Below are 22,739 nucleotides of genomic sequence, written 5' to 3' on the forward strand. Positions count from 1 at the left end.
GACGCCGCCGTCCGTTCCCGATCCGCCGGTGAGGTCGCTCACCCCGCCGGTGGCGCCGGTGACCAGGCATGACCGGCGCGGGCCGCGGGCAGGAGGGACGTCGTCCGCCCGGCCCGCAGGGCCGCGGCCGCACGGACCCGTGCCCGACTGCAGGAGAGGAGCCCGCGATGGCGTCCGTCATCCACTACACGATCGCGACGGAGGCGGAGAAGTACGCCGACTTCCGCCGCGTGCTGTGGACCGGCAAGCACACCCAGCTGGTCATCATGACGATCCCGCCGGACGGCGAGATCGGCGAGGAGGTGCACGAGGACATCGACCAGATCCTCACCTTCGTCAGCGGCACCGGCGAGGCGCGGATCGACGGGTCGACGAAGGCGGTGGCGCAGGGCGACCTGGTCGTCGTGCCGGCCGGGGCGAAGCACAACTTCGTCAACACCGGCCCGAACCCGCTGGTCCTCTACACCGTCTACGGCCCGCCGGAGCACGCCGACGGCGCGGTGCACCGGACCAGGGAGGAGGCCGACGCCGCCGAGGAGTCCGGCGAGGACGAGCCGCCGACCGGGTGAGGCCCCCAGGGTGGGTCCGCCGGCGTGCGTCGCCGGCGGACCGGCCCCGGTGCCGCTAGTTCTCCGGCTCGTGCAGCGGGCTGCCGCCGGAGGTGGTCGGGCCGGCGACCCCTGACCACTGCCAGTCCCGGATCTCGGGCAGGTCCTCGCCGTGGGTGCGCACGTACTGCCGGTGCTCGATGATCCGGTTCCGCAGCCGCTCGCGGTGGTGCCCGCCGGCCCGCTGCAGCCGCGGGACCCGGTCGATCACGTCGATGGCCAGGTCGAAGCGGTCGATGCGGTTCATGACGCACATGTCGAACGGCGTGGTCGTCGTCCCCTCCTCCACGTGGCCGCGCACGTGCAGGTGGCCGTGGTTGGCGCGCCGGTAGGTCAGCCGGTGGATCAACCAGAACAGCGCGTCGAACTCGCGGTCGGACAGGCCGTGCGGGTGCTCCCGGTCGTCCTGCAGCCGCATCAGGTCGACCACGTTGACCACCCGGACCCGCAGGTCGGGGAACCAGCCCCGCAGGATCTCCACCGCCGCGAGGGTCTCCATGGTCGGCACGTCGCCGGCGCAGGCGTAGCCGAAGTTCAGGCCCGGCGTGGTGCCCCAGTGCCCCAGCAACCGCGGCTTCACGTGCTCGGGGGCCGGCGGCTCGCGCAGCAGGGGTTCCCCATCAGGTGGATCTGGCCGACCGACAGGTGGTTCGCCGCCCGCCACCAGGCGTCGAGGGCCGCCAGCTCCCGGCGTCGAGGGGGCCCTCGTCCGTCGTCCCGGTCGGGCTGGTCGTGGTCGTCGTCATGCGGCGTGCTCCCTCGCGGTTCGGCTCGGCCGGGACGACGAGGAGGTACCCCTGGCGGCAGGCGGTGTGCGCGGCGAGGCGGACCACTTCCGTCCGCTCCGCTCCGCGGGCGGGTGCCGGCCGGATCGTCCCGTGGGCGGCGAGCGGGCAGACTCTCGGCAACCGCACCCGGCCGTCCAGCGCCGCACGAGGAGGGGCCACCCCCATGGCAGCGTCCAGCTACACCCCCGCGAACCCCGAGAGCGTGTTCACCTACGGGGCGCCCCAGCTGAAGTTCGGCCCCGGCGCCTCCGACGAGATCGGCTACGACCTCGCCCAGACGGGCGCGGAGCGGGTGCTGGTGGTCACCGACCCCGGCGTGGCCGCGACCGGCCACCCGCAGCGGGTCGCCGACCAGATGACGGCGTTCGGCATCGAGGCGCGGGTCTTCGACGGCGCCCACGTGGAGCCGACCGACGAGAGCATGCGGCACGCCGTCGAGTGGGCCCGCGAGCACGGCCCCTGGGACGCGATCGTCGCCGTGGGCGGCGGCTCGAGCATCGACACCGCCAAGGCGGTCAACCTGCTCACCACCAACCCCGGCGACCTGATGGACTACATCAACAAGCCGGTCGGCGAGGGCCGCGCCCCGGTCAACCCGCTCCACCCGCTGGTCGCCGTCCCGACCACCACCGGCACCGGCGCGGAGAGCACCACCATCTGCGTGCTCGACGTGCTCGCGCTCAAGGTGAAGACCGGCATCAGCCACGTCCGGCTGCGGCCCACGCTGGCCGTCGTCGACCCGGTGCTGACCCGCAGCCAGCCGGCCGGCGTCACCGCGGCCGCGGGGATGGACATCCTCTGCCACGCGCTGGAGAGCTACACCGCCCGGCCCTACACCAGCTACGAGCGCAAGCGGCCCGAGCAGCGGGTGCCCTACAACGGCGCCAACCCGATCGGCGACATGTGGTCGGAGAAGGCGATGTCGCTGCTCGCCGGGTCCTTCCGGCGGTCGGTCCACGACGGCTCCGACGAGGCCGCCCGCACCGAGATGGCGATGGCGGCGACCTTCGCCGGGCTGGGTTTCGGCAACGCCGGCGTGCACATCCCGCACGCGAACGCCTACCCGATCGCCGGGCGGGTCAAGGGCTTCCACCCCGACGGCTACCCGGCCGACGAGCCGATGATCCCGCACGGGATGTCGGTGGCCCTGACCGCGCCGGAGGCCTTCCGGTTCACCTTCGACGCCGACCCCGAGCGGCACCTGCGCGCCGCCCGGCTGCTGGACCCGCAGGCCGAGCAGACCCGCGACCCCGCGGAGTTCCTGCCGGCGGTGCTCGCCGCGCTGATGCGCGACATCGGCATCCCGGGCGGCATCGGCGCGGTGGGCTACGACGAGGGCGACGTCCCCGACCTGGTCGAGGGCACGATGAAGCAGCAGCGGCTGCTGGCCACCGCGCCCCGGGACGTCACCGAGGAGGACGTGGCCGGCATCTACACCCGCTCCCTGTCCCTCTGGTGACGTGCTGGAACGGCCCCCCTGCGGTCGAAGGACCCCGTCCTCCTCACGCCTCGCGAGCTCGGCGCGAGCCTCGGGACGGGGCCGGGGGGCAGGGAGGTCCGTCCGTCAACCGCGGCGCAGGCGCTCGACCAGCGGCGCGGTCGAGGCCGGCAGCAGCCGGGCGACCGGCGTGGGCAGCCGCACCTGCACGTCGACGTCCTCGTCGACCCGGTAGGGCTGGGTCAGCAGCACCGACCCGAGCGTGCGGCGTAACCGGGAGACCTCGGCCCGCACGGTGACCGTCCGTCTCGGGTCGCCGAACAGGTCGGCGGCCAGCGCGGCCGCCGAGCGCCCGGCCGGCTGCCCGGTGAGGGCCAGCAGGATCTCGGCGTGCCGCAGGCTCAGCGCCGCCGTCCAGCTGCCGCTGGGCCCGGTCACCTGCACCCGCGGGCGGGGGCCGGCGAGGTCGAGCACCAGCCCGGTGGGCCGGTCGTCGTCGGCCGGGCCCCGCGGGCGCAGCAGCCAGCCGCCGGGCAGCGGCTCGACGGTGCACCGGCCCAGCGCCGGCACCCAGGCCGGGCCGGGGTGCACGTGCTCGGGCAGCACGACGCGGTCGGGGGCGGCCAGGCCGGTCGCCGCGGCGGTGCAGCCGTCGACGCCGACGACCAGCGCCGGGCCGCTGAGCCGGGCCAGCAGCGGGGCGGCCAGCGCCCGGAGCCGCTCGACGTGCCGCACGTGGGCCCGGGACAGCTCCTGGCCGGCCAGTGCGGCGACCGCGTCGACCAGGGCGATCGTGCTCCGGTGCACCGTCGACGCCGGGCCGGACAGGTCGACCACCCCGAGCACCCGGCCGGTCACCGGGTCGCGCAGCGGCGCGGCGGCGCAGGTCCAGGGCTGGTGGCCCTCGGCGTAGTGCTCGGCGGCGTGCACCTGCAGCGGCGCGCGCACCACCACGCTGGTGCCGATGGCGTTGGTGCCGACGACGTCCTCGTCCCACGCCGAGCCCTCGACGAAGCCCAGCCGGTCGGCCCGCCGGCACACCCCGGCGCCGCCCTCGCGCCACAGCACCCGGCAGCCGGCGTCGCCGACGACCAGCACCTGGCCGGCGTCCAGGGCCACCGGCAGCAGCCGCTCGCGCAGCAGCGGCAGCAGCGGGGCCAGGCCGCTCTCCGCCCGGCGGCGCTCCAGCTCCGGCCCGGTGAGCGGCGCGACGTCCGGCGTCCGCGAGGGGTCCAGGCCGCTGCCGCGCAGCCGGCGCCAGGACGCGCCGATCACCGGCCGCGGCGGGGCGGGCGGGGTGCCGCCGGCCAGGGCCGCGGCCCGCACCCGGGCGAGCAGCCGGGTGTGCACCCGCGGGTCGGCTCCGGAGGGCAGCGCGCTCTGGGCGGCGGTCATCGGCAGCTCCTCCCGTGTGACCTGCACCACGACCATAGGCGGTGCAACCCCCTGCAACGCTCCCCCTGCACGGGCCGGGCAGGTCTGCTGGCGGCGACCGGAGCCCGCGACGATGCAGGAGGCACCCTCGCCGTGACGCAGACCATCGACCGGCCGGACACCGCCGGCTCCCCCGCCGAGCGCACCGAGGCCTGGCTCGCCGAGTTCTCCGACGCGCTCACCGCCCGCGACGTCGACCGGGCGGCCGGCATGTTCGCCGCCACGAGCTTCTGGCGCGACCTGGTCGCCTTCACCTGGAACATCACCACCGTCGAGGGCCCCGACGGCGTGCGCGACCTGCTGACCGAGACCCTCGCGGGCACGGACCCGACCGGCTTCCGCACCGGCGAGGAGCCCACCGAGGACGGCGGCGTCGTCAGCGCCTGGATCGAGTTCGAGACCGCCGTCGGGCGCGGCCGCGGCCACCTGCGGCTGACCGAGGGCGGCACGAAGGCGTTCACCCTGCTGACCACCCTCCACGAGCTCAAGGGCCACGAGGAGCCGCTCGGCGGGCGCCGGCCGATGGGCGCCGAGCACGGCGTGAACCGGGAGCGGCTCACCTGGCGGGAGCGCCGGGAGCAGGAGGAGGCCGGCCTGGGCGTGACCACCCAGCCGGAGGTGCTCGTCGTCGGCGGCGGGCAGGGCGGCATCGCGCTCGGCGCGCGGCTGCGGCAGCTCGGCGTCCCGGCGCTCGTCGTCGACAAGCACGCCCGGCCCGGCGACCAGTGGCGCAGCCGGTACAAGTCGCTGTGCCTGCACGACCCGGTCTGGTACGACCACCTGCCCTACCTGAAGTTCCCGGACAACTGGCCGGTGTTCGCCCCCAAGGACAAGATCGGCGACTGGCTCGAGTTCTACGTCACGGTCATGGAGATCCCGTACTGGGGCAGCACGGCGGTGCGCTCGGCGTCCTACGACGAGCAGGCGCAGGAGTGGACCGTCGAGGTCGAGCGCGACGGCCGGCCACTGACCCTGCGGCCCCGGCAGCTGGTGCTGGCCACGGGGATGTCCGGCAAGCCGAACGTCCCCCGGCTGCCCGGCCAGGACGTGTTCCGCGGCGAGCAGCAGCACTCCTCGCAGCACCCGGGCCCGGACGGGTACGCCGGCAAGGAGGTCGTCGTCGTCGGCAGCAACAACTCCGCGTTCGACATCAGCGGGGCCCTGTGGGAGGCCGGCGCCGACGTGACGATGGTGCAGCGCACCTCCACGCACATCGTGCGCAGCGACAGCCTCATGGACATCGGCCTCGGCGCGCTCTACTCCGAGCAGGCCGTCGCCGACGGAGTCACCACGGAGAAGGCCGACCTGGTCTTCGCCTCGATCCCCTACCGGATCATGCACGAGTTCCAGATCCCGCTGTACGAGCAGATGAAGGAGCGCGACGCGGACTTCTACCGCCGGATGGAGGCCGCCGGGTTCTGGCTGGACTGGGGCGACGACGACTCGGGCCTGTTCATGAAGTACCTGCGCCGCGGCTCGGGCTACTACATCGACGTGGGCGCCGCCGACCTGGTCGCCAACGGGGACGTGGAGCTGGCGCACGGGCAGGTCGACCACCTGACCGAGGACGCCGTCGTGCTCGCCGACGGCACGGAGCTGCCCGCCGACCTGGTCGTCTACGCCACCGGCTACGGCTCGATGAACGGCTGGGCGGCGGACCTGATCAGCCAGGAGGTCGCCGACCGGGTGGGCAAGGTCTGGGGCCTGGGCTCGGACACCACCAAGGACCCCGGTCCGTGGGAGGGCGAGCAGCGCAACATGTGGAAGCCCACCCAGCAGCCGGGGCTGTGGTTCCACGGCGGCAACCTGCACCAGTCGCGGCACTACTCGCTGTACCTGGCGCTGCAGCTCAAGGCCCGCTACGAGGGGATCCCCACCCCGGTGTACCGGCTGCAGGAGGTGCACCACACCTCCTGACCCCCGCCCGCCAATGACCAGCTGAGCTGGTCATCGCGGGTCCTGGCTCACTGCCGGAGGTGAGCCAGGACCCGCGACGGTGAGCCCGGACGGCGGCGGGTCATGCCGCGGCGGCGTCGCGGCGGGCGTGGGCGGCGGCCACCACGTGCGGGACGAGGGCCTGTGCGATGTGCGCGTAGCCGGCCGACGACGGGTGGAAGCGGTCGGCGGAGAACAGCGCCGGGTCGGTGCCGAACGCGGCGGTGACGGCCTCGGAGACGGCGGCCACCATCGCGCCGGCGGAGTGGGCGACGGCCGCCTGCGCGCGCTGCAGCTGCGCCGAGGCCGCCTGCACCAGCGGCCGCAGCGCCGGCGGCACCCAGGGCACCGTGGACATGTCCGGGGCGGGGACGACGACCACGTCGGTGCCGGCCGCGCGCAGCTCCTGCAGCGCCCGGCCCAGGGCGGCCGCCGCCTGCGCCGGGGGGACCAGCCGGGCCAGGTCGTTCGCGCCGACTACCACCACGGCGAGGTCCGGCCCCAGCGGCGCGGCCCGGCGGACCTGGGTGGCCAGGTCGCGCGAGACGGCCCCGGGGACGGCGAGCACGGACAGGTCGACGTCGTAGCCGGCGCCGGTCAGGGCCGCGGCCAGGCGCGGGCCGAGGGCGTCCTGGGGGCCGGCGGCACCGGAGCCGTGGGCGAGGGAGTCACCGAGCAGGGCCAGTCGGAGGGGCGTGTGCGTCACGCCCGGTGCAACGGCCGCGCACGCACGGCCATGCCCGGGCGGCCGGGCGGGAGCGGGTGCGCCGAGGCCCCGTCCCCGGTGCGGGGACGGGGCCTCGGTGCACACACCGGACGGGCGCGGTCAGGCGCGCGGGCCGCCCGCGGCGTAGACGACCTGGCCGGAGACGAAGCCGGCGCCCTCGCTGACGAAGAACGAGGCCAGGTGCGCGATGTCCTCGGGCTGGCCGACGCGCTGCACCGGGATCTCCTTGGCCGCGTAGGCGATGAAGTCCTCGAACGCGACGCCCATCCGGTCCGCCGTCGCCTTGGTCATCTCGGTCTGGATGAAGCCGGGGGCGATGGCGTTGGCGGTGACGCCGAACTTGCCGAGCTCGATGGCCAGGGTCTTGGTGAAGCCCTGCAGGCCGGCCTTGGCAGTCGCGTAGTTGGCCTGGCCGCGGTTGCCCAGCGCCGAGGTGCTGGAGAGGTTGACGATCCGGCCCCAGCGGGCGTCGATCATGTGCTTCTGCACCGCGCGGGTCATGAGGAAGGCGCCGCGCAGGTGCACGTTCATGACGACGTCCCAGTCGACCTCGGTCATCTTGAACAGCATGTTGTCGCGGATGACGCCGGCGTTGTTGACCAGCACCGTCGGGGCGCCCAGCTCGGTGGCGACGCGGCTGACCGCGGCCTCGACCTGCTCGGCGTCGCTGACGTCCGCGCCCACCGCCAGGGCCCGGCCGCCGGCGGCCTCGATGGCCTCGACGGTCGCCTTGCCGGCGGCCTCGTCCAGGTCCAGCACACCCACGGCGAACCCGTCCTGGGCCAGCCGGCGGGCGACGGCCGCACCGATGCCACGCGCGGCCCCGGTGACGATCGCCACGCGGGGTCCGGTGCTGTTCGACTCGCTCATCTGTCGTCCTCTCCACATCTGCGCCGTACGGTGCGCTCGACGGACACGGTACGGCCGGCCACCGCGGAGCTACCGGCGGGTAGCCCCGGCGTGGCGGGTCACGGCCAGATGCTGGCGACGACGATGCCGGCCACGGCCAGCTGCACCGCGGCGAGCACGAGGCTGGCCGGGTGGAACCCCACCTCGGTGACGTGGCTGCCGAGCTTGCCGGGGGTGACCAGGTCGAGCACGACGAACGCCACCGCCTGGAGCAGCACGCCGAGCACCCCGAACACCACGGTGTAGAGGAGCGCCTCGCCGAACCCGCTGGTCGCGTTGGTCCAGATGGCGGCGAAGATGACCAGCCCCTGGGCGAGGAACCCGGCGGCCAGGACGACGCCGGCGCTGACCGAGCGCTGCTCGTGGATGTGCCGGCCGAGGTGGCCCGGGGTGAGCAGGTCGAGGGCGAGGAAACCGAGGGTCAGCAGGACGATGCCGACCCCGGTGTAGGCGACGGCGTAACCGATGCTGGCCAGCACAGCAGGACCTCCGGGGGATGCGGGACGGGCGGACGCCGCACGTGTCTACCGCACCCGGGGCCCGTGACCGGCCCCGGCGTACCGGCCCGGTGCCGCGCGCCGGTCGGCCGGCGTCAGCCGGCGACCACGTCCACCCGGTCAAAGCCCTCGGCCGTCGACGGCGGCACGAACCGCGCCGCGGTCCCGTACAGCCCGGCCGGGGGCACCCGCGCCCGGCCCTCCCGGGCGTCGTTGCGCGCGGCGCAGACCAGCAGCGGGGTGTCCAGCCAGACCGCGCGGACGCCGGCCCCGGCGGCCCGCGCCGCGGCGACCAGCGGGGCCCGCTCGGCCGGCGTCGGGTCGGTGTTGTCGACGACCACGCTGCGCCCCGCGGCCAGCAGCTCCCCGACCACCCGCTGCTGGCGGGCCTCCCGACGCCGGGCGTTCGGCCAGTGGTCCTTGCTGACCACGGTGTGGGTGCCGGCCAGGTTCTCCCGCACCCAGGTGGACTTGCCGGCACCCTGCAGGCCCACCATGACGACCAGCTCCGGGGGCGGGACGGCGTCCTCGTTCAGGCGCTGTGGCGCAGCGGGGTCACGCCGGCGTCGTCGTCCAGCGCCGGGCGCGGGGCCGGGTGCTCCACCAGCGCGAGGACCCGGCCGGCCATGAACCGGGCGGTGCGGACGGTGGTGCCGCCGCGGGTGGTCTCGGTGACCTCCACCAGGCCGCGCCCGTGGCGGACGTCGACCCGCCGGCCGGCCCGCGTGGCCTCGATCTCGTAGGTGCGCGTGCTGCCGCCCGCGTCGATCACGACCTCGACTCGATCGCCCTTCATGCCGTCCTCCCGACGTCCCGCCGGGCGGGGTGCCCGACATGGTGACAACGTCCTCCGGGGGTCCGACATTCCGTGCTGACCTGCGCGTTCACCCCTCCGGCGGGCGCCGGTGCGACCGTGGCACGTGCAGCGCGCGGACGGAGGCGAGGGCCGCGCGGCGGGCGTGCGCCCGCTGCCGGGCCCGGCTGGTCCGGGGCGCGCGGGGTTCCTCGCGCAGCAGCGCGTCCAGCCACTGCCCGCGCGGGTCGACGTCCACGAGCAGGGCCTTGAGCAGCAGGGTGAGCGGGATGGCCAGCAGCGCACCGAGCGCGCCGAGCACCCAGCCCCAGAACAGCAGCGCGACGAAGGTGACCGTCATCGACAGGCCCACCGAGTCGCCGACGAAGCGCGGCTGGATCAGCGTCTGCACCACGAAGTTGAGCAGCGCGTAGACGGCGACGACGGTCCAGAAGTCGGCCCACCCGCCGTCGAGCAGGGCGAGGATCGCCGGGGGCACCAGGCCGAGGACGAACCCGATGTTGGGCACGTAGTTGGTGATGAAGGCCAGCAGCCCCCACACCACGGGCAGCGGGATGCCGATGACGGCCAGCGCGACCGTGTCCCCCACCGCGACGACCGCGCCGAAGACGGTGCTCACCCACAGGTAGCTGCGGGTGCCGCGGGCGAACAGCCCGAGGGCGATCGGCAGGTGGGGGCGGTCGGCGGCGACCAGGGCCAGCCGCCGGCCGAACCCGCCGGACTCGATGGACAGGAACACCAGCGCCGCGAGCAGCAGCACCAGGGTGGAGGCGGCGTCGGTGGCCCGGGACAGCACCCCGGTGGCCACGCCGACCAGCTGGCTGTAGTCGAACCGGGCGAGCAGGTCGGAGAGCTGGCCGGAGACGATGCCGCGGTCGTTGAGGTCGTCGACGACGGAGGCGACGAGCGCCTCGGCCTCCACGGCGTAGTCCGGCAGCAGGGCGGCGAACTGGGCGATCGACACCACGAGCAGGCCGACGAAGCCGAGCAGGACGGTGCACACCAGCAGCAGCAGCACCGTGGTGCTGGCCCACCGCGGCCAGCCGTGCCGCTGCAGGAAGCGCTGCACCGGGGCGAGCGCGACGACGACGACGAGGGCGAGCAGCACCGGGCCGACCAGCCACGCGATCGAGCGCACCCCCGCGATGGCGATGGTGGCGGTGGCCGCGCCGATCAGCAGCACCATCCAGCGCGGCATGCCCCCGGTCGCCGGCCCCGGGGCCGTCTCGGGCGGCGGCTCGGTCCCGGCACCGGCGTCCGGGGCGGTCCGCGCCTCGACGGCCGCGGCCTGCACCTCCGCGGCGACGGCCGGCGGCAGGCTGGTCGACCTGTCGGTCACCGGGACGCCGCTCCCCGGCGGCGGGACCTCGCGCTGGACGGCCACGGCCGGCGCGCCTCAGGCCTCGGGGGCGGTGCGGCGCAGGCCGGCCGGGGACGGGTGCTCGCCGGGCATGGGCCCTCCTCCGCGGGACGCCGGGACTGCCGGGGTGCCAGCCTGGCACGCCGGGCCGGCCGGCTCAGGGACGGGCACCGTCCAGCAGCGCGCCCATCGCGGGCAGGTCGAAGAAGGCGGCCGTCTCCCGGGCCGTCGGGCCGCCGGCGTCCGGGTCCGCGCCGGCCCCCAGCAGCGCCCGGACGGCGTCCGCGGACTGCCGGAACACCGCGGCGGCCAGGGCCGTCTGCCCCCGGTCGTTGACCCGGCCGGGGTCGGCGCCGCGGTCCAGCAGCGCGGCCACGGTGCCGGGGTGCCCGTGGTAGGCGGCGAGGATGAGCAGCGTGTCGCCCTTGTCGTTGGTCAGGTCCGCCGGCACCCCGGCGTCGACGTAGGCCACGAGCTGCTCGGTGGCCCCGGCGCGCGCCAGGCCGAACACCCGCCCGGCCAGCTCGACGACGCCCGGGTCGATCCCGCCGGTGCCCTGCTGCTCGGTCACGGCGCGAGCCTAGGAGGTCGGCACGGCGGCGGGGACGGCACCGGGTGCGGCGGCCGGGCTCAGTCCGCAGCCTCCTCGGCCGGCCGCGTGCGGCCGCCGAAGGTGCGCGCGGCGACCTCCCGCCGGGCCTCGGTCAGCCACGCGTGCTGGCGGTTCGCCTGCTCGATCAGCCGGTCCAGCAGCGCCTCGTCGAGGCGGTCCTCGACCTCGGCCACCGCGCGCAGCGTCTCGAAACCGCTGCGCTTGGCGCGGACGGCGGAGGCCAGGAACTCGAACTCCACGACGTCGCTGAGCGGCGAACGGCTGAGCAGGCGCCCGTTGAGCTTGCCGCGGGTGACCTTCTCCCCCACCCAGAGCAGCAGCTGCTTGTAGTGCCGCACCGGGAGGCCGAGGGCGTGCAGCACCGCGGTCAGCGCGTCGTTCTCCTCGTGCAGCTCCGCGCGCAGCTGGTGCAGGGGCGGCTCGTAGGGGGTGCCCCGGTGCACGCCGATCATCCGGCCGACCAGCTCGATCCCGCCGACCGAGGCGGCCAGGTGGTCGTTGCAGTACACGGCCAGCAGGTCGGGGTTGCGGACGCCGCCGGTGGTGGTCGGCTCGGACACGGGTCCTCCCAGGGACGGACGGCGCGGATGCGGAACGCATTCTCCCTCCTCGGGTGATCACCGCGCGACGCCCGGGTGCGTGACCGGCCCGATCACCCCGCCGCGCGGGCGAGCAGCCGGGCGGCCGTGGGCCGCAGCTCGCGCTCCAGCTCCCACAACCCGGCGGCCAGCCGCTGGCCGACCGCCTGACGGGAGATGCCGAGGGCGGCCGCCGCGCCGGCCTGCGTGTGCCCGGCGCCGACCAGCTCGACCGCCTCCCACGCCGGGGCGCTGCGGCGCTGCACGACGACGGCCAGCGCCCCCAGCACCGCCTGCGCGTCGGCGGCCTCGGACGGGACGGCGCCGCGCACCGCGAGCCGGACGGCGCGCTGCGCGGCGGCGTCGGCGGCCCGCAGCGCGTAGAGGTGGGCCGGCCCGCCGCGGGTGCCGTCGGGCAGCGGGCCGGCTCCCACCCCGATGCTGCGGGCGCCCTCGCGGACCAGCCGCAGGACGGCCTCCACGACGGCCGCGGGGTCGGCCAGCACCCCCTCGAGCTCCTCACCGACGCTGAGCACGAAGGGCACCCCGGGAGCGTGCCCCCCTCCCCCGCGCCGGGCAAGCCTCAGGGCTTGTCGGCGAGCTCCGGCGGGAAGCCGCCCGTGGCGATCGGGCCCCAGCGCTCGACGGTGACGCGCAGCAGCGACTTGCCCTGCCGGGTCATCGCCGCGCGGTACTCCCCCCAGTCCGGGTGCTCGCCGCTGATGGCCCGGTAGTAGTCGACCAGCGGCTCGAGCGCCTCGGGCAGGTCGAGCACCTCGGCGGTGCCGTCCACCTGCACCCACGGGCCGTCGAAGTCGTCGGACAGCACGCACAGGGAGACCGCCGGGTCCCGCCGGGCGTTCGCCGTCTTGGCGCGCTGCGGGTAGGTGGACACCACCACCCGGCCCTGCTGGTCCAGGCCGCAGGCGACCGGGGACAGCTGCACCCCGCCGGCGCTGCGGCGGGTGACCAGCACCGCCTTGTGGCGGGGACGGAGGAACTGCTCGAGGGCGGCACGGTCGACCCGCTCGGCGGTCGCGGTTCTCGGCATGGCGGGACGGTACGACGGCCGGCGCATGATCGTCCGGTCCGGGGAGGGGGTAGTCATGACGACTGTGACCAGTCGCATGAGGCCCCGCCTGCCCGGCCGCGCGGGCGCGTCGTCCACCGAACCCCCCGGCGACGTGCCCGCGGCGAGCGCGCGGACCCCCGGCTTCACCAGCATCCCGACCGCCTCGGCGACCTCCAGCCCCGCACCCGGCCCGGACCGCGGGCCCCGGCTGCAGAAGGGCGTCCGGGCGCTGGCCATCGCCTCGGCGCAGCTGCTGCTCATCGCGGCCGGGCTGGTGGTGGTCGGCTGGGTGCTGGGGCAGCTGTGGCCGGTCCTGCTGCCGGTCATCCTGGGCCTGCTCTTCGCCACCGTGCTCTGGCCGCCCACCCGGCTGCTGCGCCAGGTGGGCACGCCCCCGGCGCTGGCCGCCATCGTGGTGCTGCTGGCCTTCCTGGCGGTCATCGTGGGGCTGTTCTCCTGGATCGTGCCCCAGGTCGCCGACCAGGCCGGGGAGCTGGCCGACGCCGCGACCGCCGGGCTGGAGGACCTGCAGGGCTGGGTCACCGGCCCGCCGCTGAACCTCGGCGAGGACCAGATCGGCCAGGCGGTCGACCAGGTGATCAACACCATCCAGGGGAACGCGCAGAACATCGCCGGCTACGCGCTCACCGGCGCCACGGCGGTCGGCGGGCTGCTGCTCAACCTGGTGCTCGCCCTGGTGCTGGTCTTCTTCTTCCTCAAGGACGGCCCCCGCTGGCTGCCCTGGCTGGCCGCCCAGACCGGCCCGAAGGTCGCCCCGCACGTGGCGGCGCTGAGCTACAAGACGTGGAGCACCCTGTCGGAGTTCATCCGCCAGCAGGCCCTGGTCGGCTTCATCGACGCGTTCTTCATCGGCCTGGGGCTGTGGATCCTCGGCGTCCCGCTGGTGCTGCCGCTGGCGGTCCTGACGTTCTTCGGGGCCTTCATCCCGATCATCGGTGCCTTCGTCGCGGGCTTCTTCGCGGTGATCGTCGCCCTGGTCAGCAACGGCTGGCAGACGGCGCTGATCGTGCTGGTCATCGTGTTGGTCGTGCAGCAGGTCGAGGGCAACGTGCTGCAGCCGATCCTGCAGGGCCGCGGGCTGAACCTGCACGCGGCCGTGGTGATCCTGGCGGTCACCCTCGGCGGCAGCCTGTACGGCATCCTCGGCACCTTCCTGGGCGTCCCGGTGGCCGCGCTGATCGCCGTCGTCTACCGCTACCTCCGCGACGAGCTCGACGGCCGGACACCCGAGGTCGCCGACGACGGCACCCGGGTGCAGGTCACCGGCGACGAGACCGGGGCCACCGTCGTCCGGGAGCGGGTCACCTCCCCCGGGCACCGCGACGCCCCGGAGGACGACGGCGGGGACCCGGCCGCGGACGACGGCCCGCCCCGCCCGGCCGGCTGAGCCGTCCGGGGAATGCCGCCGCCGCGGCGGGGGCTGTAGTCGGCAGATCCGGACGACAGGAGGCACCGCCGTGGCGCGACGACTGGAGCAGCTCGTCGAGCTGCTCCCCGAGGCCGAGCCGCTCCTGGCCCGCGCGGGCGAGGACGGCGGGGGTCCCGGGCTGGTCCTGGTGCACGACCTGGCCGGTGAGTTCGACGCGGCGTCGGCCGCGGCACTGGCCGGGGCGCACCTGCTGCGCACGCTGCCGCACCGGCTGGTCGCCCGCTTCGACGTCGACGGCCTGGTCGACTACCGCGCGCACCGGCCGCGGATCACCTTCAACGGCGACCGCTACGAGTCCTTCGCCGCGCCGGAGATCGGCGTGTACGCGCTGGAGGACGGCGCCGGGCGCCCGTTCCTGCTGCTGCACGGGGCGGAGCCGGACTTCGCCTGGGAGGGCTTCGTGGCCGCCGTCCGGGAGCTGGTCGGGCGGTTCGGCGTCACCACGGTCGTGGCCCTGCAGGCCATCCCGATGCCGGTGCCGCACACCCGGCCGGTGACGGTCACCGCGCACGCCACGCGCCGCCCGCTGATCGCGGAGTACCCGGTGTACTGGGGCGAGGTCCGCGTGCCGGGCAGCGTCGGGGCGCTGCTGGAGCTGCGGCTCGGCGAGGCCGGCGTCGACGCGTGCGGGGTGGCTGCGCACGTGCCGCACTACCTGACCCAGGCGACCTTCCCGGCGGCCTCGCTGACCCTGCTGGAGCACCTGGCCGGGCTGACCGGGCTGCAGCTGCCCACGGAGGAGCTGCGGGCGGCCGCGGAGGTGCACCGCGCGGAGGTCGACGAGCAGATCGGCCGGTCCCCCGAGAACACCGCGGTGGTGGCCGCGCTGGAGCAGCAGTTCGACCAGTTCACCGCCGCCCGCGCGGGCAGCGACCTGCTCGGGGACGTCGGCGAGGTGCCCAGCGGCGAGGAGCTCGGCGCGGAGTTCGAGCGGTTCCTCGCCGAGCAGGAGCGCCGCCGCGGCGAGTGAGCCGGCACCCGGCGCGAGGCCGTCCGCTCAGGCCGGGCGGGCCGAGCGGGTGAGGCTCATGCCCAGCGCGCCGAGCACGCCCACGACGGCGAACACGTAGAACCCCCAGGGGAAGGCGACGCCGGCGGTGACCAGCGCGCCGGTGACCACCGGCCCCACGATCGCCCCGATCCGCCCGGCGCCGGCCGACCAGCCCAGCGCGGTCGCCCGCACCTGCGGCGGGTGGTTGGCGCTGACGAAGGCGTAGACCAGCACCTGGGCGCTGAACACGAAGCAGCCGGTGAGGAAGCACATGGCGTACAGGCCCGCGGTGGGCAGCCGGACCGACAGCAGGGCCAGGAACAGCGCCCCGGAGGCGAACCAGGCGATGCCGGCGGCGCGGATGCCGACGCGGTCGGCGACGGTGCCGGCGACCAGCAGGCCGACGATCGCGCCGACGTTGAGGACCAGCAGGAAGGCCAGCGAGTCGCCGAGGTCGTAGCCCGCCTCGCGCATGATCGTCGGCAGCCAGTTGTTGAGGCCGTAGACGAGCAGCAGGCCCATGAACGACGTCGCGCCGATCGCCACGGTGTTGCGCAGCCGGCCGGCGGTGAACAGCGTGCGCACGGTGGCGGCCGCCCCCGCAGCACCCTCCGCGCCGGCGTGCGGCGCCGCCGCGGGGGTGCTCTCCAGCGCCAGCCCGTGCCGGCGGGCCACCTCCTCGGCCTCGGCCCGCCTGCCCTGGGCGAGCAGGTAGCCGGCCGACTCGGGCAGGTGGCGCACCATCAGCGGCACCAGCGCCAGCGCCGGCAGCGCGCCGATCACGAACATCGCGCGCCAGCCCAGGGACGGGATGACGACGATCGCCAGGGCCGCGGTGGCGACCGCGCCCACGTGGTAGCCGGTCATGATCGTGGTGGTCGCCCGGCCGCTGCGGCCGGCGCGGGTGAACTCGTTGACCATCGCGATCGCCGTCGGCAGGCAGCCGCCCAGGCCGATGCCGGCGAGGAACCGCAGCACGCCGAATACCGCGGCGTTGGGCGCGAACGCACACAGCAGGGTGAGCAGCGAGAACGCGGCGACGGCGCCGATCAGCGCCGTCCGCCGGCCGACCAGGTCGGTGAGGGTGCCGATGGTGAGGGCGCCGACCATCATGCCGAGCAGGCCGACGGTGATGACCGCGGTGGCGCCGGTGCCGGACAGCCCCCACTCCTCCGGCGTGCGCAGCGTGGGGATGACCGTGCCGACGACGACGAGGTCGAAGCCGTCGAGGAGGACGGCGACCCAGCACAGCGGCGCCACCCAGCCCGCGGCGCGCGCCCGTGTCCCCCTCGTGCCGGCCGGCGACGGCGGTGCGGTGCTCATGGTGCCTCCTGACGCGACGGTGCGGACCGCGCAGGACGCTAGGTGAGCCGGGCCACTGCCTCCAGCCCGCCCTCCCGGCCAGCGGAAGCGCCCGCCACGGTCAGGAGGTGACGCAGACCTGCCCGCGGTCGCGGCGCTGCGGCCCCTGCCCGCCGGGGCGGATGTCCTCGTCGGAGATCTCCGTCGGCAGGAACACCGAGCAGCAGGCGTTCGGGATGTCGACCACCCCTGGAAGCGTCCTCCCCGGGCCGGCGCCGCGGCCCGGCGCTACAGCTCAGCGAGGACGTCGAAGTCGTAGCCGTCGGCCACGGCCAGGTGCACCCGCTGCCGCAGGTGGTTGCCGGTGAAGGCCACCGGGCCGCGCGGGCCGTCCCAGCCCACTCCGTCGGCCACCGCCGCCATCCGGGCGACGTCCAGGCTGCCGGCCCGACGCGCCAGGGCCGCCAGCGCCAGCAGCCCCTCGTAGCAGGACTCCGCGGCGTTGTTCAGCGGCGGGGCGTCCGGGCCGTGGTGGCCGACGTAGGCGCCGCCGAACGCCAGCGCCGACGGGGTGGCCAGCGAGCGGAAGTAGGCGGCGCAGACGAACAGGTTGCGGGTCGCCTCGGCCCCGCTGGCCAGGAGCATGTTCTCCTCCATGAGCGGGGTGAACCGGACGAGGTCGTCCTGCAGCCCGTGCGCGGCGAACGCCCGGTTGAAGGCCACCGCGTCCTGGCCGACGAGGTAGAGCAGCACCCCCTGGGCGTCGCTGCGCGCGACGCGCTCGACGACGTCGCCGTAGTCGGCGGTGCCGAGCGGCACGTAGGCGGTGCCGGTCAGCTGCAGGTCCAGCGCGCGGGCGAACTCGCGGGTGACCGCCACCGAGACCCGCGGCCACACGTAGTCGTCGCCCACCACGAACCACCGCCGCACGCCGCACACGTCGCGCAGCCAGCGCAGCGCGGGGGCGATCTGGCGGGCCGGTGTCTCCCCGGAGCAGAAGACCCCCGGCCGCGCCTCCCCGCCCTCGTACAGCGACGTGTAGACGTAGGGCACCCGGCCGGCGGTCACCGGCGCCACGGCGTGCCGGACGGCGGAGATGTGCCAGCCGGTCACCGCCTCGACGCGCCCCTCGCCGACCAGCCGCCCGACGGCCGCGCCGACCCGCTCGGGGGCGGCACCCCCGTCGACCACCTCCACGGCCACCTCCCGGCCGAGGACGCCGGCGTCGTTGACCGCCCGCACGGCGGTCGCGGCGACCGCCTCGCAGGAGGGGCCGAAGATGCCCGCGGGCCCCTGCAGCGGGACGACGAGCGCGACGCGGGTGACGTCGGTCGAGCGGCGCATCGACCCCCCTCGGGTGGGACGCGGGAGCGCTCCGGCCTCTGGGAGGATCCCTGAGGACCACTGTGCTGACCCGCCCCTCCGATGGGAAGGGCGCCCGCTGCCCCGAGCCCACTGCCCCGAGCCCACTGCCCCGAGGACGACCCATGCCGCCGGAGACCCCTCACGTCGACCTGCTGCGGCAGGTCGCCACCGGGCTGACCGCGCGGGTGCAGGACATCCTCGCGCCGAGCGACCTCACGCTGGACCAGTGGCGGGTGCTGCGCACCCTGGACGGCGAGGGCCCGCTGTCGATGAGCGACCTGAGCGGCCGCACCCGGATCCCCGCCCCGACCGCGACCCGCGTCGTCGACCGGCTGGTGGAGCGCTCGCTGCTGTACCGCAACGTCGACGCGGCCGACCGGCGCCGCGTGCTGGTGCACGCCGCCGAGCGGGGCCGGCGGCTGTGCCGGTCGCTGGCCCCGCGGATCGCCGACGCCGAGCGGGACGGCCTGGCCGCGCTGTCCGCCCGGGAGGCCGCCACGCTGCGCCGGCTGCTGGAACGGCTGGCCACCGGCTGACGGCCCGGGTTGCGCCCGGCGGCCGGCGGCGAGCAGGCTGCACCGGACACTTCCACGTGGAAGGAACCGCCGTGCCCCGACCGACCGACGCGGAGTTCTTCGACCTCGGCGACCTGCCCCTGCAGAGCGGCGGCACGCTGCGCGGCGCGCGGCTGGCCTACCGGACGTACGGGACGCTGGCCGAGGACCGCTCCAACGTGATCGTGCACCCCACCTGGTTCAGCGCCTGGCACGACGCCAACGAGTGGTCGATCGGGCCGGGGCTGGCCTGCGACCCCGACCGGTACTTCGTCGTCGTCCCCAACCAGCTCAACAACGGCCTGTCCAGCTCGCCGAGCACCACCCCGCCGCCGTTCGACGGCCCGCACTTCCCGCTGGTCACCTTCCACGACCAGGTGGAGGCCCAGCACCGCCTGCTCACCGGGAAGTGGGGCATCGAGACCGTCGAGCTGGTGCTGGGCTCCTCCATGGGCGCCGGCCAGACCTACCAGTGGGCGGTGAGCCACCCGGAGATGGTCCGGCGGGCCGCCCCGATCGTCGGCTCCAGCCGCACGAGCGAGCACAACCAGGTCTTCATCAAGAGCCTACGCGCCGCGCTCACCCTGGACCCGGCCTTCCGGGGCGGCGAGTACGCCCCGGACGCCCGTCCCACCGCCGGCCTGCGGGCCTTCGCCCGGATCTACGCCGGGTGGGGGCTGTCCCAGGCGTTCTACTGGGGCCGGGAGTACCGCGGCATGGGCTTCTCCTCGCTGGAGGACTTCCTGGTCGGGTTCTGGGAGGGGTTCTGGCTGGACCCCGACCGGGACCCCAACAACCTGCTGGCCATGCTCTGGACCTGGGAGCACGGCGACGTCGGCCGCACGCCGGGCTTCGACGGGGACACCGAGGCGGCGCTGCGCTCCATCCGCTGCCCGGTGGTGGCGATGCCCGCGCGGACGGACCTCTACTTCCCGCCCGAGGACGAGCAGTGGGCCGCGCAGTTCATCCCGCAGGGCGAGGTGCGGGTCATCGACACCACGTGGGGCCACTTCGGCGGCCTGGGCCTCAACCCCGCGGACAACGCGTTCGTCGACGCGAACCTGAAGGAGCTGCTGGCCCGTCCGGTGTGACGGCCCGGACAGCGGAGCGGGCCGCGACCGGGGGATCCCGGTCGCGGCCCGCCGCGTCGTGCTGGGGTGCCGGGTTCAGCTCGCGAGGACGACCCGCTCGTTGGGCACGGTGTGCGTCATCGTCAGGCCGGTCACGTCCCGCGGGCCGTTCTTGCCCAGGTTGGCCGCCCGCTGCAGCTCCGCCTCGGAGAGCGTCTGCGTCTGCAGCGGCTCCAGGCCACGGACGTCGTCGGCACTGATGCCCAGGCCGTCGCCCACGCGCTGGCCGAGCTCGTCGTCGCACATGAAGAAGTGCCAGACCATCCGCTCCTGGACCTCGCGGACCGCCTCGGAGACGTTCTCGACCAGGTTGGCCACCAGGTCGTCCTTCTCCCACTGCTCCATGAGCTGGTAGCGCTGCCCGGCCTGGGTGTAGTCGTCGGTCCGGGGGATGCGCTTGCGGGTGAGCCGGCCGGCGATCAGCGGGCCCTGCTCGTCGTGCGTCGGGTACTCCGCCTCGCGCAGGCCACCCATCACCGACGGCTCGTAGTTGACGTGCGGGTTCTGGCCCGCACCCAGGTCCACGCCGAAGGACATCGGCCCGCCGCGCTGGTTGGTGGCCACCCGGGCGTTCTTCGCCGAGTTCACCGGGAGCTGCAGGTAGTTCGGGCCCACCCGGTAGCGCTGGGTGTCGGAGTAGGAGAACGTCCGGCCGACCAGCATCTTGTCGTCGGAGAAGTCGAGGCCGTCGACCAGCACGCCGGTGCCGAACGCGCTCTGCTCGTTCTCGTCGTGGTGGTCGGTCACGTTGCGGTTCAGCGTCATGGTGCCGACGAGCCTGGGCTCGAAGTCGGTCTCCGGCCACACCTTGGTGTCGTCCAGCGGGTCGAAGTCCAGCTCCGGGTGCTCGTCGTCGCTCATCAGCTGGACGTAGAGGTCCCACTGCGGGTACTCGCCGCGCTCGATGGCCTCGAACAGGTCCTTCGAGGCGTGCCCCAGGTCGTTGCCCTGGATCACCGCGGCGTCGGCCGCGGTGAGGCTCTTGACGCCCTGCCGGGGCAGCCAGTGGTACTTCACCAGGTGCGTCTCACCCTGGGCGTTGACCCACTTGTAGGTGTTCACGCCGAAGCCCTGCATGTGCCGGTAGTCCGCCGGGATGCCGCGCGGGCTGAACAGGTTGACCAGCATGTGCATGGCCTCGGGGGTCTGCGACATGAAGTCGAAGATCCGGGCCGGCTCCTGCCGGAAGGTGACGGGGTCGGGCTTGAGGGAGTGGATGACGTCGGGGAACTTGATCGCGTCGCGGATGAAGAAGACCGCGAGGTTGTTGCCGACGATGTCCCAGTTGCCGTCCTCGGTGTAGAACTTCACCGCGAAGCCGCGCGGGTCCCGCGCCGCCTCCGAGGAGTCCCGGCCGCCGATGACGGTGGAGAACCGGATGGCCAGGTCGGTCTTCTTGCCCGGGGTGTTGAAGAGCTTGGCGCGGGTGTAGCGCTCGATCGGCTCGTCGCCCCACCTGCCGGTGGCCTCGAACTCGCCGTAGGCGAGGAAGCCGCGGGCGTGCACGACGCGCTCGGGGATGCGCTCCCGGTCGAAGTGGCTGATCTTCTCGAGGAACTGGTAGTTCTCCAGGGTCGCCGGGCCACGGGCGCCGACCGTCCGGGAGTTCTGGTTGTCGTAGACCGGGTGACCCTGACGGTTGGTCAGGACCGCGCGGTCGGCCTCGCTGTGGGCCGGGCCCTGCGATGCGACGTCGGTCATGCGTGTGCTCCTCCTCGATCCTGGTGCCGGGCGACCTGCCCGGTCACTCCTGGTGTCCCTACCTGGCACGCACGGCACAGACCCCAGAAGACGACCTCCGCCTCGTCGACGACGAAACCCGCCGTGTCCGAGGGCGCCAGGCAGGGGGCCGCCCCCACGGTGCAGTCGACGTCCGCGACCGCGCCGCACGAGCGGCAGACCAGGTGGTGGTGGTTGTCGCCGACCCGCAGCTCGAACAGCGCCGGGGCGCCGGCCGGCTCGATCCGGCGGGCCAGGCCGCCGGCGACGAGTGCCTTGAGCACGCCGTAGACCGCCTGCGGCGACACGGTGGGGTGCAGGGCACGGGCGGCGGTGACGATGGTGTCCACGTCCGCGTGCGGACGCCCGGCGAGCACCTGCAGGACCGACAGCCGCGGCCGCGTGACACGCAGCCCGGCGGCGCGCAGCCGGTCCGCCCAGGTGGTCCCCATCGGCACCCAGCCAACCCGCCTTCCTTGATCCAGTCAAATCAAGGGCCGGCTCCGGGCGGTCGCTAGGCGAAGACGATCGTCCGCTCGCCGTCCACGATGACCCGGTCCTCGACGTGCCAGGTGACCGCCTGGGCGAGCACCTGCCGCTCGACGTAGCGGCCGATCCGGCGCATGTCCCCCACGCTCGCCCGGTGGTCCACCCGGGCGACCTCCTGCTCGATGATCGGCCCGGCGTCCAGTTGCGGGGTGACGTAGTGGGCGGTGGCGCCGATCAGCTTCACCCCGCGGTCGTGCGCGGCCCGGTAGGGGTTCGCGCCGACGAAGGCCGGCAGGAAGCTGTGGTGGATGTTGATCAGCCGCTCCGGGAACCGGCTGCAGAAGTCGGCCGAGACGATCTGCATGTACCGGGCGAGCACCACCAGGTCGACGTCCCCGATGAGCTCCAGCGCCCGTGCCTCGGCCTCGGCCTTGGTCTCCGGCGTCACCGGCACGTGGTGGAACGGGACGCCGGCGGCGCGGGCCACCGGCTCGAGGTCGGGGTGGTTGGAGACGACGGCGGCGACCTCCGCCCGCAGGTCGCCGGCGCGCACCCGGTAGAGCAGCTCCTGCAGCACGTGGTCGGTCTTCGACACGAACACCGCCACCCGCTGCCGGTGGGCGGCCTCGGTCAGCCGCCAGGTGAACTGCCACTGCTGGGCGAGCAGCGCCAGCGCCCCCTCGAGCTGGTGGCGGCGGGCTGCCAGGCCGTCGAGGAAGAACTCCAGCCGCAGCGTGAACGTGCCGCCCACCGGGTCCGAGGAGTGCTGCTGGGAGTCGATGATGTTGGCCCCGACGTCGGCCATCAGGCCGCTGAGGACGGCGACGATGCCCGGCCGGTCGGGGCACCGGACGACGAGGCGGCCGACGTCGGCCAGCCGGTCGTCGCGCGGGCCGGGCGAGGGCAGTTCAGCGGCGGCGGACACGGCTGCCGAGGATGCCAGGCGCCGCCCGGGCGCACCTCCCC

25 protein-coding genes are annotated in these 22,739 nt (G+C 74.9%); 7 read left to right on the forward strand and 18 right to left on the reverse strand.

Annotation, left to right across the window (positions count from 1 at the left end):
• Positions 1–167 precede the first annotated feature (167 nt).
• Positions 168–569, forward strand: a complete 402-nt coding sequence (locus tag CHB98_RS05840; protein WP_089304643.1) for a cupin domain-containing protein — start codon at positions 168–170, stop codon at positions 567–569.
• A 55-nt stretch (positions 570–624) separates the two neighbouring features.
• On the opposite strand, the gene CHB98_RS05845 is transcribed toward CHB98_RS05840, so the two are convergent.
• On the reverse strand, positions 625–1,272 hold the full coding sequence (locus CHB98_RS05845; RefSeq protein WP_281251833.1) for a phosphoketolase family protein: 648 nt from the start codon (positions 1,270–1,272) through the stop codon (positions 625–627).
• 287 nt (positions 1,273–1,559) lie between these two features.
• Here CHB98_RS05845 and CHB98_RS05850 point away from each other — a divergent pair, with 287 nt between their 5' ends.
• Positions 1,560–2,855 carry a hydroxyacid-oxoacid transhydrogenase gene (locus tag CHB98_RS05850; RefSeq protein WP_089304644.1) on the forward strand — a complete coding sequence of 432 codons (1,296 nt, stop codon included), beginning with the start codon at positions 1,560–1,562 and terminating at the stop codon, positions 2,853–2,855.
• 105 nt (positions 2,856–2,960) lie between these two features.
• Here the strand turns inward: CHB98_RS05850 and CHB98_RS05855 are convergent, their stop codons facing one another.
• The gene (locus CHB98_RS05855; RefSeq protein ID WP_089304816.1) at positions 2,961–4,229 is read right to left on the reverse strand and encodes a GAF domain-containing protein; all 1,269 of its coding nucleotides are present in this window, start codon (positions 4,227–4,229) and stop codon (positions 2,961–2,963) included.
• Between the two features lie 132 nt (positions 4,230–4,361).
• Here CHB98_RS05855 and CHB98_RS05860 point away from each other — a divergent pair, with 132 nt between their 5' ends.
• Positions 4,362–6,185 carry an NAD(P)/FAD-dependent oxidoreductase gene (locus CHB98_RS05860; RefSeq protein ID WP_089304645.1) on the forward strand — a complete coding sequence of 608 codons (1,824 nt, stop codon included), beginning with the start codon at positions 4,362–4,364 and terminating at the stop codon, positions 6,183–6,185.
• Positions 6,186–6,285: 100 nt separating this feature from the next.
• Here CHB98_RS05860 and CHB98_RS05865 read toward each other — a convergent pair whose 3' ends face one another.
• From CHB98_RS05865 to CHB98_RS05910, 10 genes are all read right to left on the reverse strand, one after another.
• Positions 6,286–6,909, reverse strand: coding sequence for an SGNH/GDSL hydrolase family protein (locus CHB98_RS05865; protein WP_089304646.1), 624 nt, complete (start codon positions 6,907–6,909; stop codon positions 6,286–6,288).
• Between the two features lie 120 nt (positions 6,910–7,029).
• The gene (fabG, locus tag CHB98_RS05870; protein WP_089304647.1) at positions 7,030–7,800 is read right to left on the reverse strand and encodes a 3-oxoacyl-ACP reductase FabG; all 771 of its coding nucleotides are present in this window, start codon (positions 7,798–7,800) and stop codon (positions 7,030–7,032) included.
• 98 nt (positions 7,801–7,898) lie between these two features.
• Positions 7,899–8,318, reverse strand: a complete 420-nt coding sequence (locus tag CHB98_RS05875) for a DUF350 domain-containing protein (RefSeq protein ID WP_089304648.1) — start codon at positions 8,316–8,318, stop codon at positions 7,899–7,901.
• Between the two features lie 113 nt (positions 8,319–8,431).
• Positions 8,432–8,833, reverse strand: a complete 402-nt coding sequence (locus tag CHB98_RS05880) for an AAA family ATPase (protein ID WP_089304649.1) — start codon at positions 8,831–8,833, stop codon at positions 8,432–8,434.
• Positions 8,834–8,868: 35 nt separating this feature from the next.
• Complete coding sequence (locus tag CHB98_RS05885; RefSeq protein ID WP_089304650.1) at positions 8,869–9,132, reverse strand: hypothetical protein; 264 nt, start codon at positions 9,130–9,132, stop codon at positions 8,869–8,871.
• 88 nt (positions 9,133–9,220) lie between these two features.
• Positions 9,221–10,489, reverse strand: a complete 1,269-nt coding sequence (locus CHB98_RS05890) for an AI-2E family transporter (RefSeq protein ID WP_245820942.1) — start codon at positions 10,487–10,489, stop codon at positions 9,221–9,223.
• A gap of 178 nt (positions 10,490–10,667) precedes the next feature.
• On the reverse strand, positions 10,668–11,081 hold the full coding sequence (locus CHB98_RS05895; RefSeq protein ID WP_218822262.1) for an ankyrin repeat domain-containing protein: 414 nt from the start codon (positions 11,079–11,081) through the stop codon (positions 10,668–10,670).
• A gap of 59 nt (positions 11,082–11,140) precedes the next feature.
• Positions 11,141–11,683 (reverse strand): hypothetical protein, encoded by a 543-nt coding sequence (locus CHB98_RS05900; RefSeq protein ID WP_089304652.1) that lies wholly within the window; start codon positions 11,681–11,683, stop codon positions 11,141–11,143.
• Positions 11,684–11,775: 92 nt separating this feature from the next.
• Positions 11,776–12,246 carry a hypothetical protein gene (locus CHB98_RS05905; RefSeq protein ID WP_179224228.1) on the reverse strand — a complete coding sequence of 157 codons (471 nt, stop codon included), beginning with the start codon at positions 12,244–12,246 and terminating at the stop codon, positions 11,776–11,778.
• Between the two features lie 38 nt (positions 12,247–12,284).
• A complete protein-coding gene (locus tag CHB98_RS05910) occupies positions 12,285–12,752 on the reverse strand; it encodes a PPOX class F420-dependent oxidoreductase (RefSeq protein ID WP_089304818.1) in 468 nt (155 codons plus the stop codon).
• 76 nt (positions 12,753–12,828) lie between these two features.
• Between CHB98_RS05910 and CHB98_RS05915 the strand changes: the two genes are divergently transcribed.
• Both CHB98_RS05915 and CHB98_RS05920 read left to right on the forward strand, forming a co-directional pair.
• Positions 12,829–14,181 (forward strand): AI-2E family transporter, encoded by a 1,353-nt coding sequence (locus tag CHB98_RS05915; RefSeq protein WP_179224230.1) that lies wholly within the window; start codon positions 12,829–12,831, stop codon positions 14,179–14,181.
• Positions 14,182–14,251: 70 nt separating this feature from the next.
• Positions 14,252–15,193, forward strand: a complete 942-nt coding sequence (locus CHB98_RS05920) for a proteasome assembly chaperone family protein (protein WP_089304653.1) — start codon at positions 14,252–14,254, stop codon at positions 15,191–15,193.
• 27 nt (positions 15,194–15,220) lie between these two features.
• Here CHB98_RS05920 and CHB98_RS05925 read toward each other — a convergent pair whose 3' ends face one another.
• The 3 genes from CHB98_RS05925 to CHB98_RS05930 all read right to left on the reverse strand — a co-directional run bounded on the left by CHB98_RS05925 (position 15,221) and on the right by CHB98_RS05930 (position 17,860).
• Positions 15,221–16,537 carry an MFS transporter gene (locus CHB98_RS05925; RefSeq protein WP_089304654.1) on the reverse strand — a complete coding sequence of 439 codons (1,317 nt, stop codon included), beginning with the start codon at positions 16,535–16,537 and terminating at the stop codon, positions 15,221–15,223.
• A gap of 100 nt (positions 16,538–16,637) precedes the next feature.
• On the reverse strand, positions 16,638–16,763 hold the full coding sequence (locus CHB98_RS22665; RefSeq protein WP_281251834.1) for a hypothetical protein: 126 nt from the start codon (positions 16,761–16,763) through the stop codon (positions 16,638–16,640).
• 41 nt (positions 16,764–16,804) lie between these two features.
• Positions 16,805–17,860 (reverse strand): substrate-binding domain-containing protein, encoded by a 1,056-nt coding sequence (locus tag CHB98_RS05930; RefSeq protein ID WP_089304655.1) that lies wholly within the window; start codon positions 17,858–17,860, stop codon positions 16,805–16,807.
• 143 nt (positions 17,861–18,003) lie between these two features.
• On the opposite strand from CHB98_RS05930, the gene CHB98_RS05935 reads away from it, so the two are divergent.
• A complete protein-coding gene (locus tag CHB98_RS05935; RefSeq protein WP_089304656.1) occupies positions 18,004–18,417 on the forward strand; it encodes a MarR family winged helix-turn-helix transcriptional regulator in 414 nt (137 codons plus the stop codon).
• Positions 18,418–18,488: 71 nt separating this feature from the next.
• Positions 18,489–19,526, forward strand: coding sequence for an alpha/beta fold hydrolase (locus CHB98_RS05940; protein WP_089304657.1), 1,038 nt, complete (start codon positions 18,489–18,491; stop codon positions 19,524–19,526).
• 75 nt (positions 19,527–19,601) lie between these two features.
• Here the strand turns inward: CHB98_RS05940 and CHB98_RS05945 are convergent, their stop codons facing one another.
• The 3 genes from CHB98_RS05945 to purU all read right to left on the reverse strand — a co-directional run bounded on the left by CHB98_RS05945 (position 19,602) and on the right by purU (position 22,698).
• Entirely contained in the window at positions 19,602–21,266 is a 1,665-nt protein-coding gene (locus CHB98_RS05945; RefSeq protein ID WP_089304658.1) for a catalase, read from the reverse strand.
• Positions 21,263–21,736: a Fur family transcriptional regulator gene (locus CHB98_RS05950; protein ID WP_089304820.1), complete on the reverse strand. Its 474-nt coding sequence runs from the start codon at positions 21,734–21,736 to the stop codon at positions 21,263–21,265. Before CHB98_RS05950 ends, CHB98_RS05945 begins: the two co-directional genes overlap by 4 nt.
• A 62-nt stretch (positions 21,737–21,798) precedes the next feature.
• Positions 21,799–22,698 (reverse strand): formyltetrahydrofolate deformylase, encoded by a 900-nt coding sequence (purU, locus tag CHB98_RS05955; RefSeq protein ID WP_245820943.1) that lies wholly within the window; start codon positions 22,696–22,698, stop codon positions 21,799–21,801.
• Positions 22,699–22,739 lie beyond the last annotated feature (41 nt).

This window comes from Geodermatophilus pulveris, assembly GCF_900188375.1.
In the GTDB taxonomy this organism is placed as follows: domain Bacteria; phylum Actinomycetota; class Actinomycetes; order Mycobacteriales; family Geodermatophilaceae; genus Geodermatophilus; species Geodermatophilus pulveris.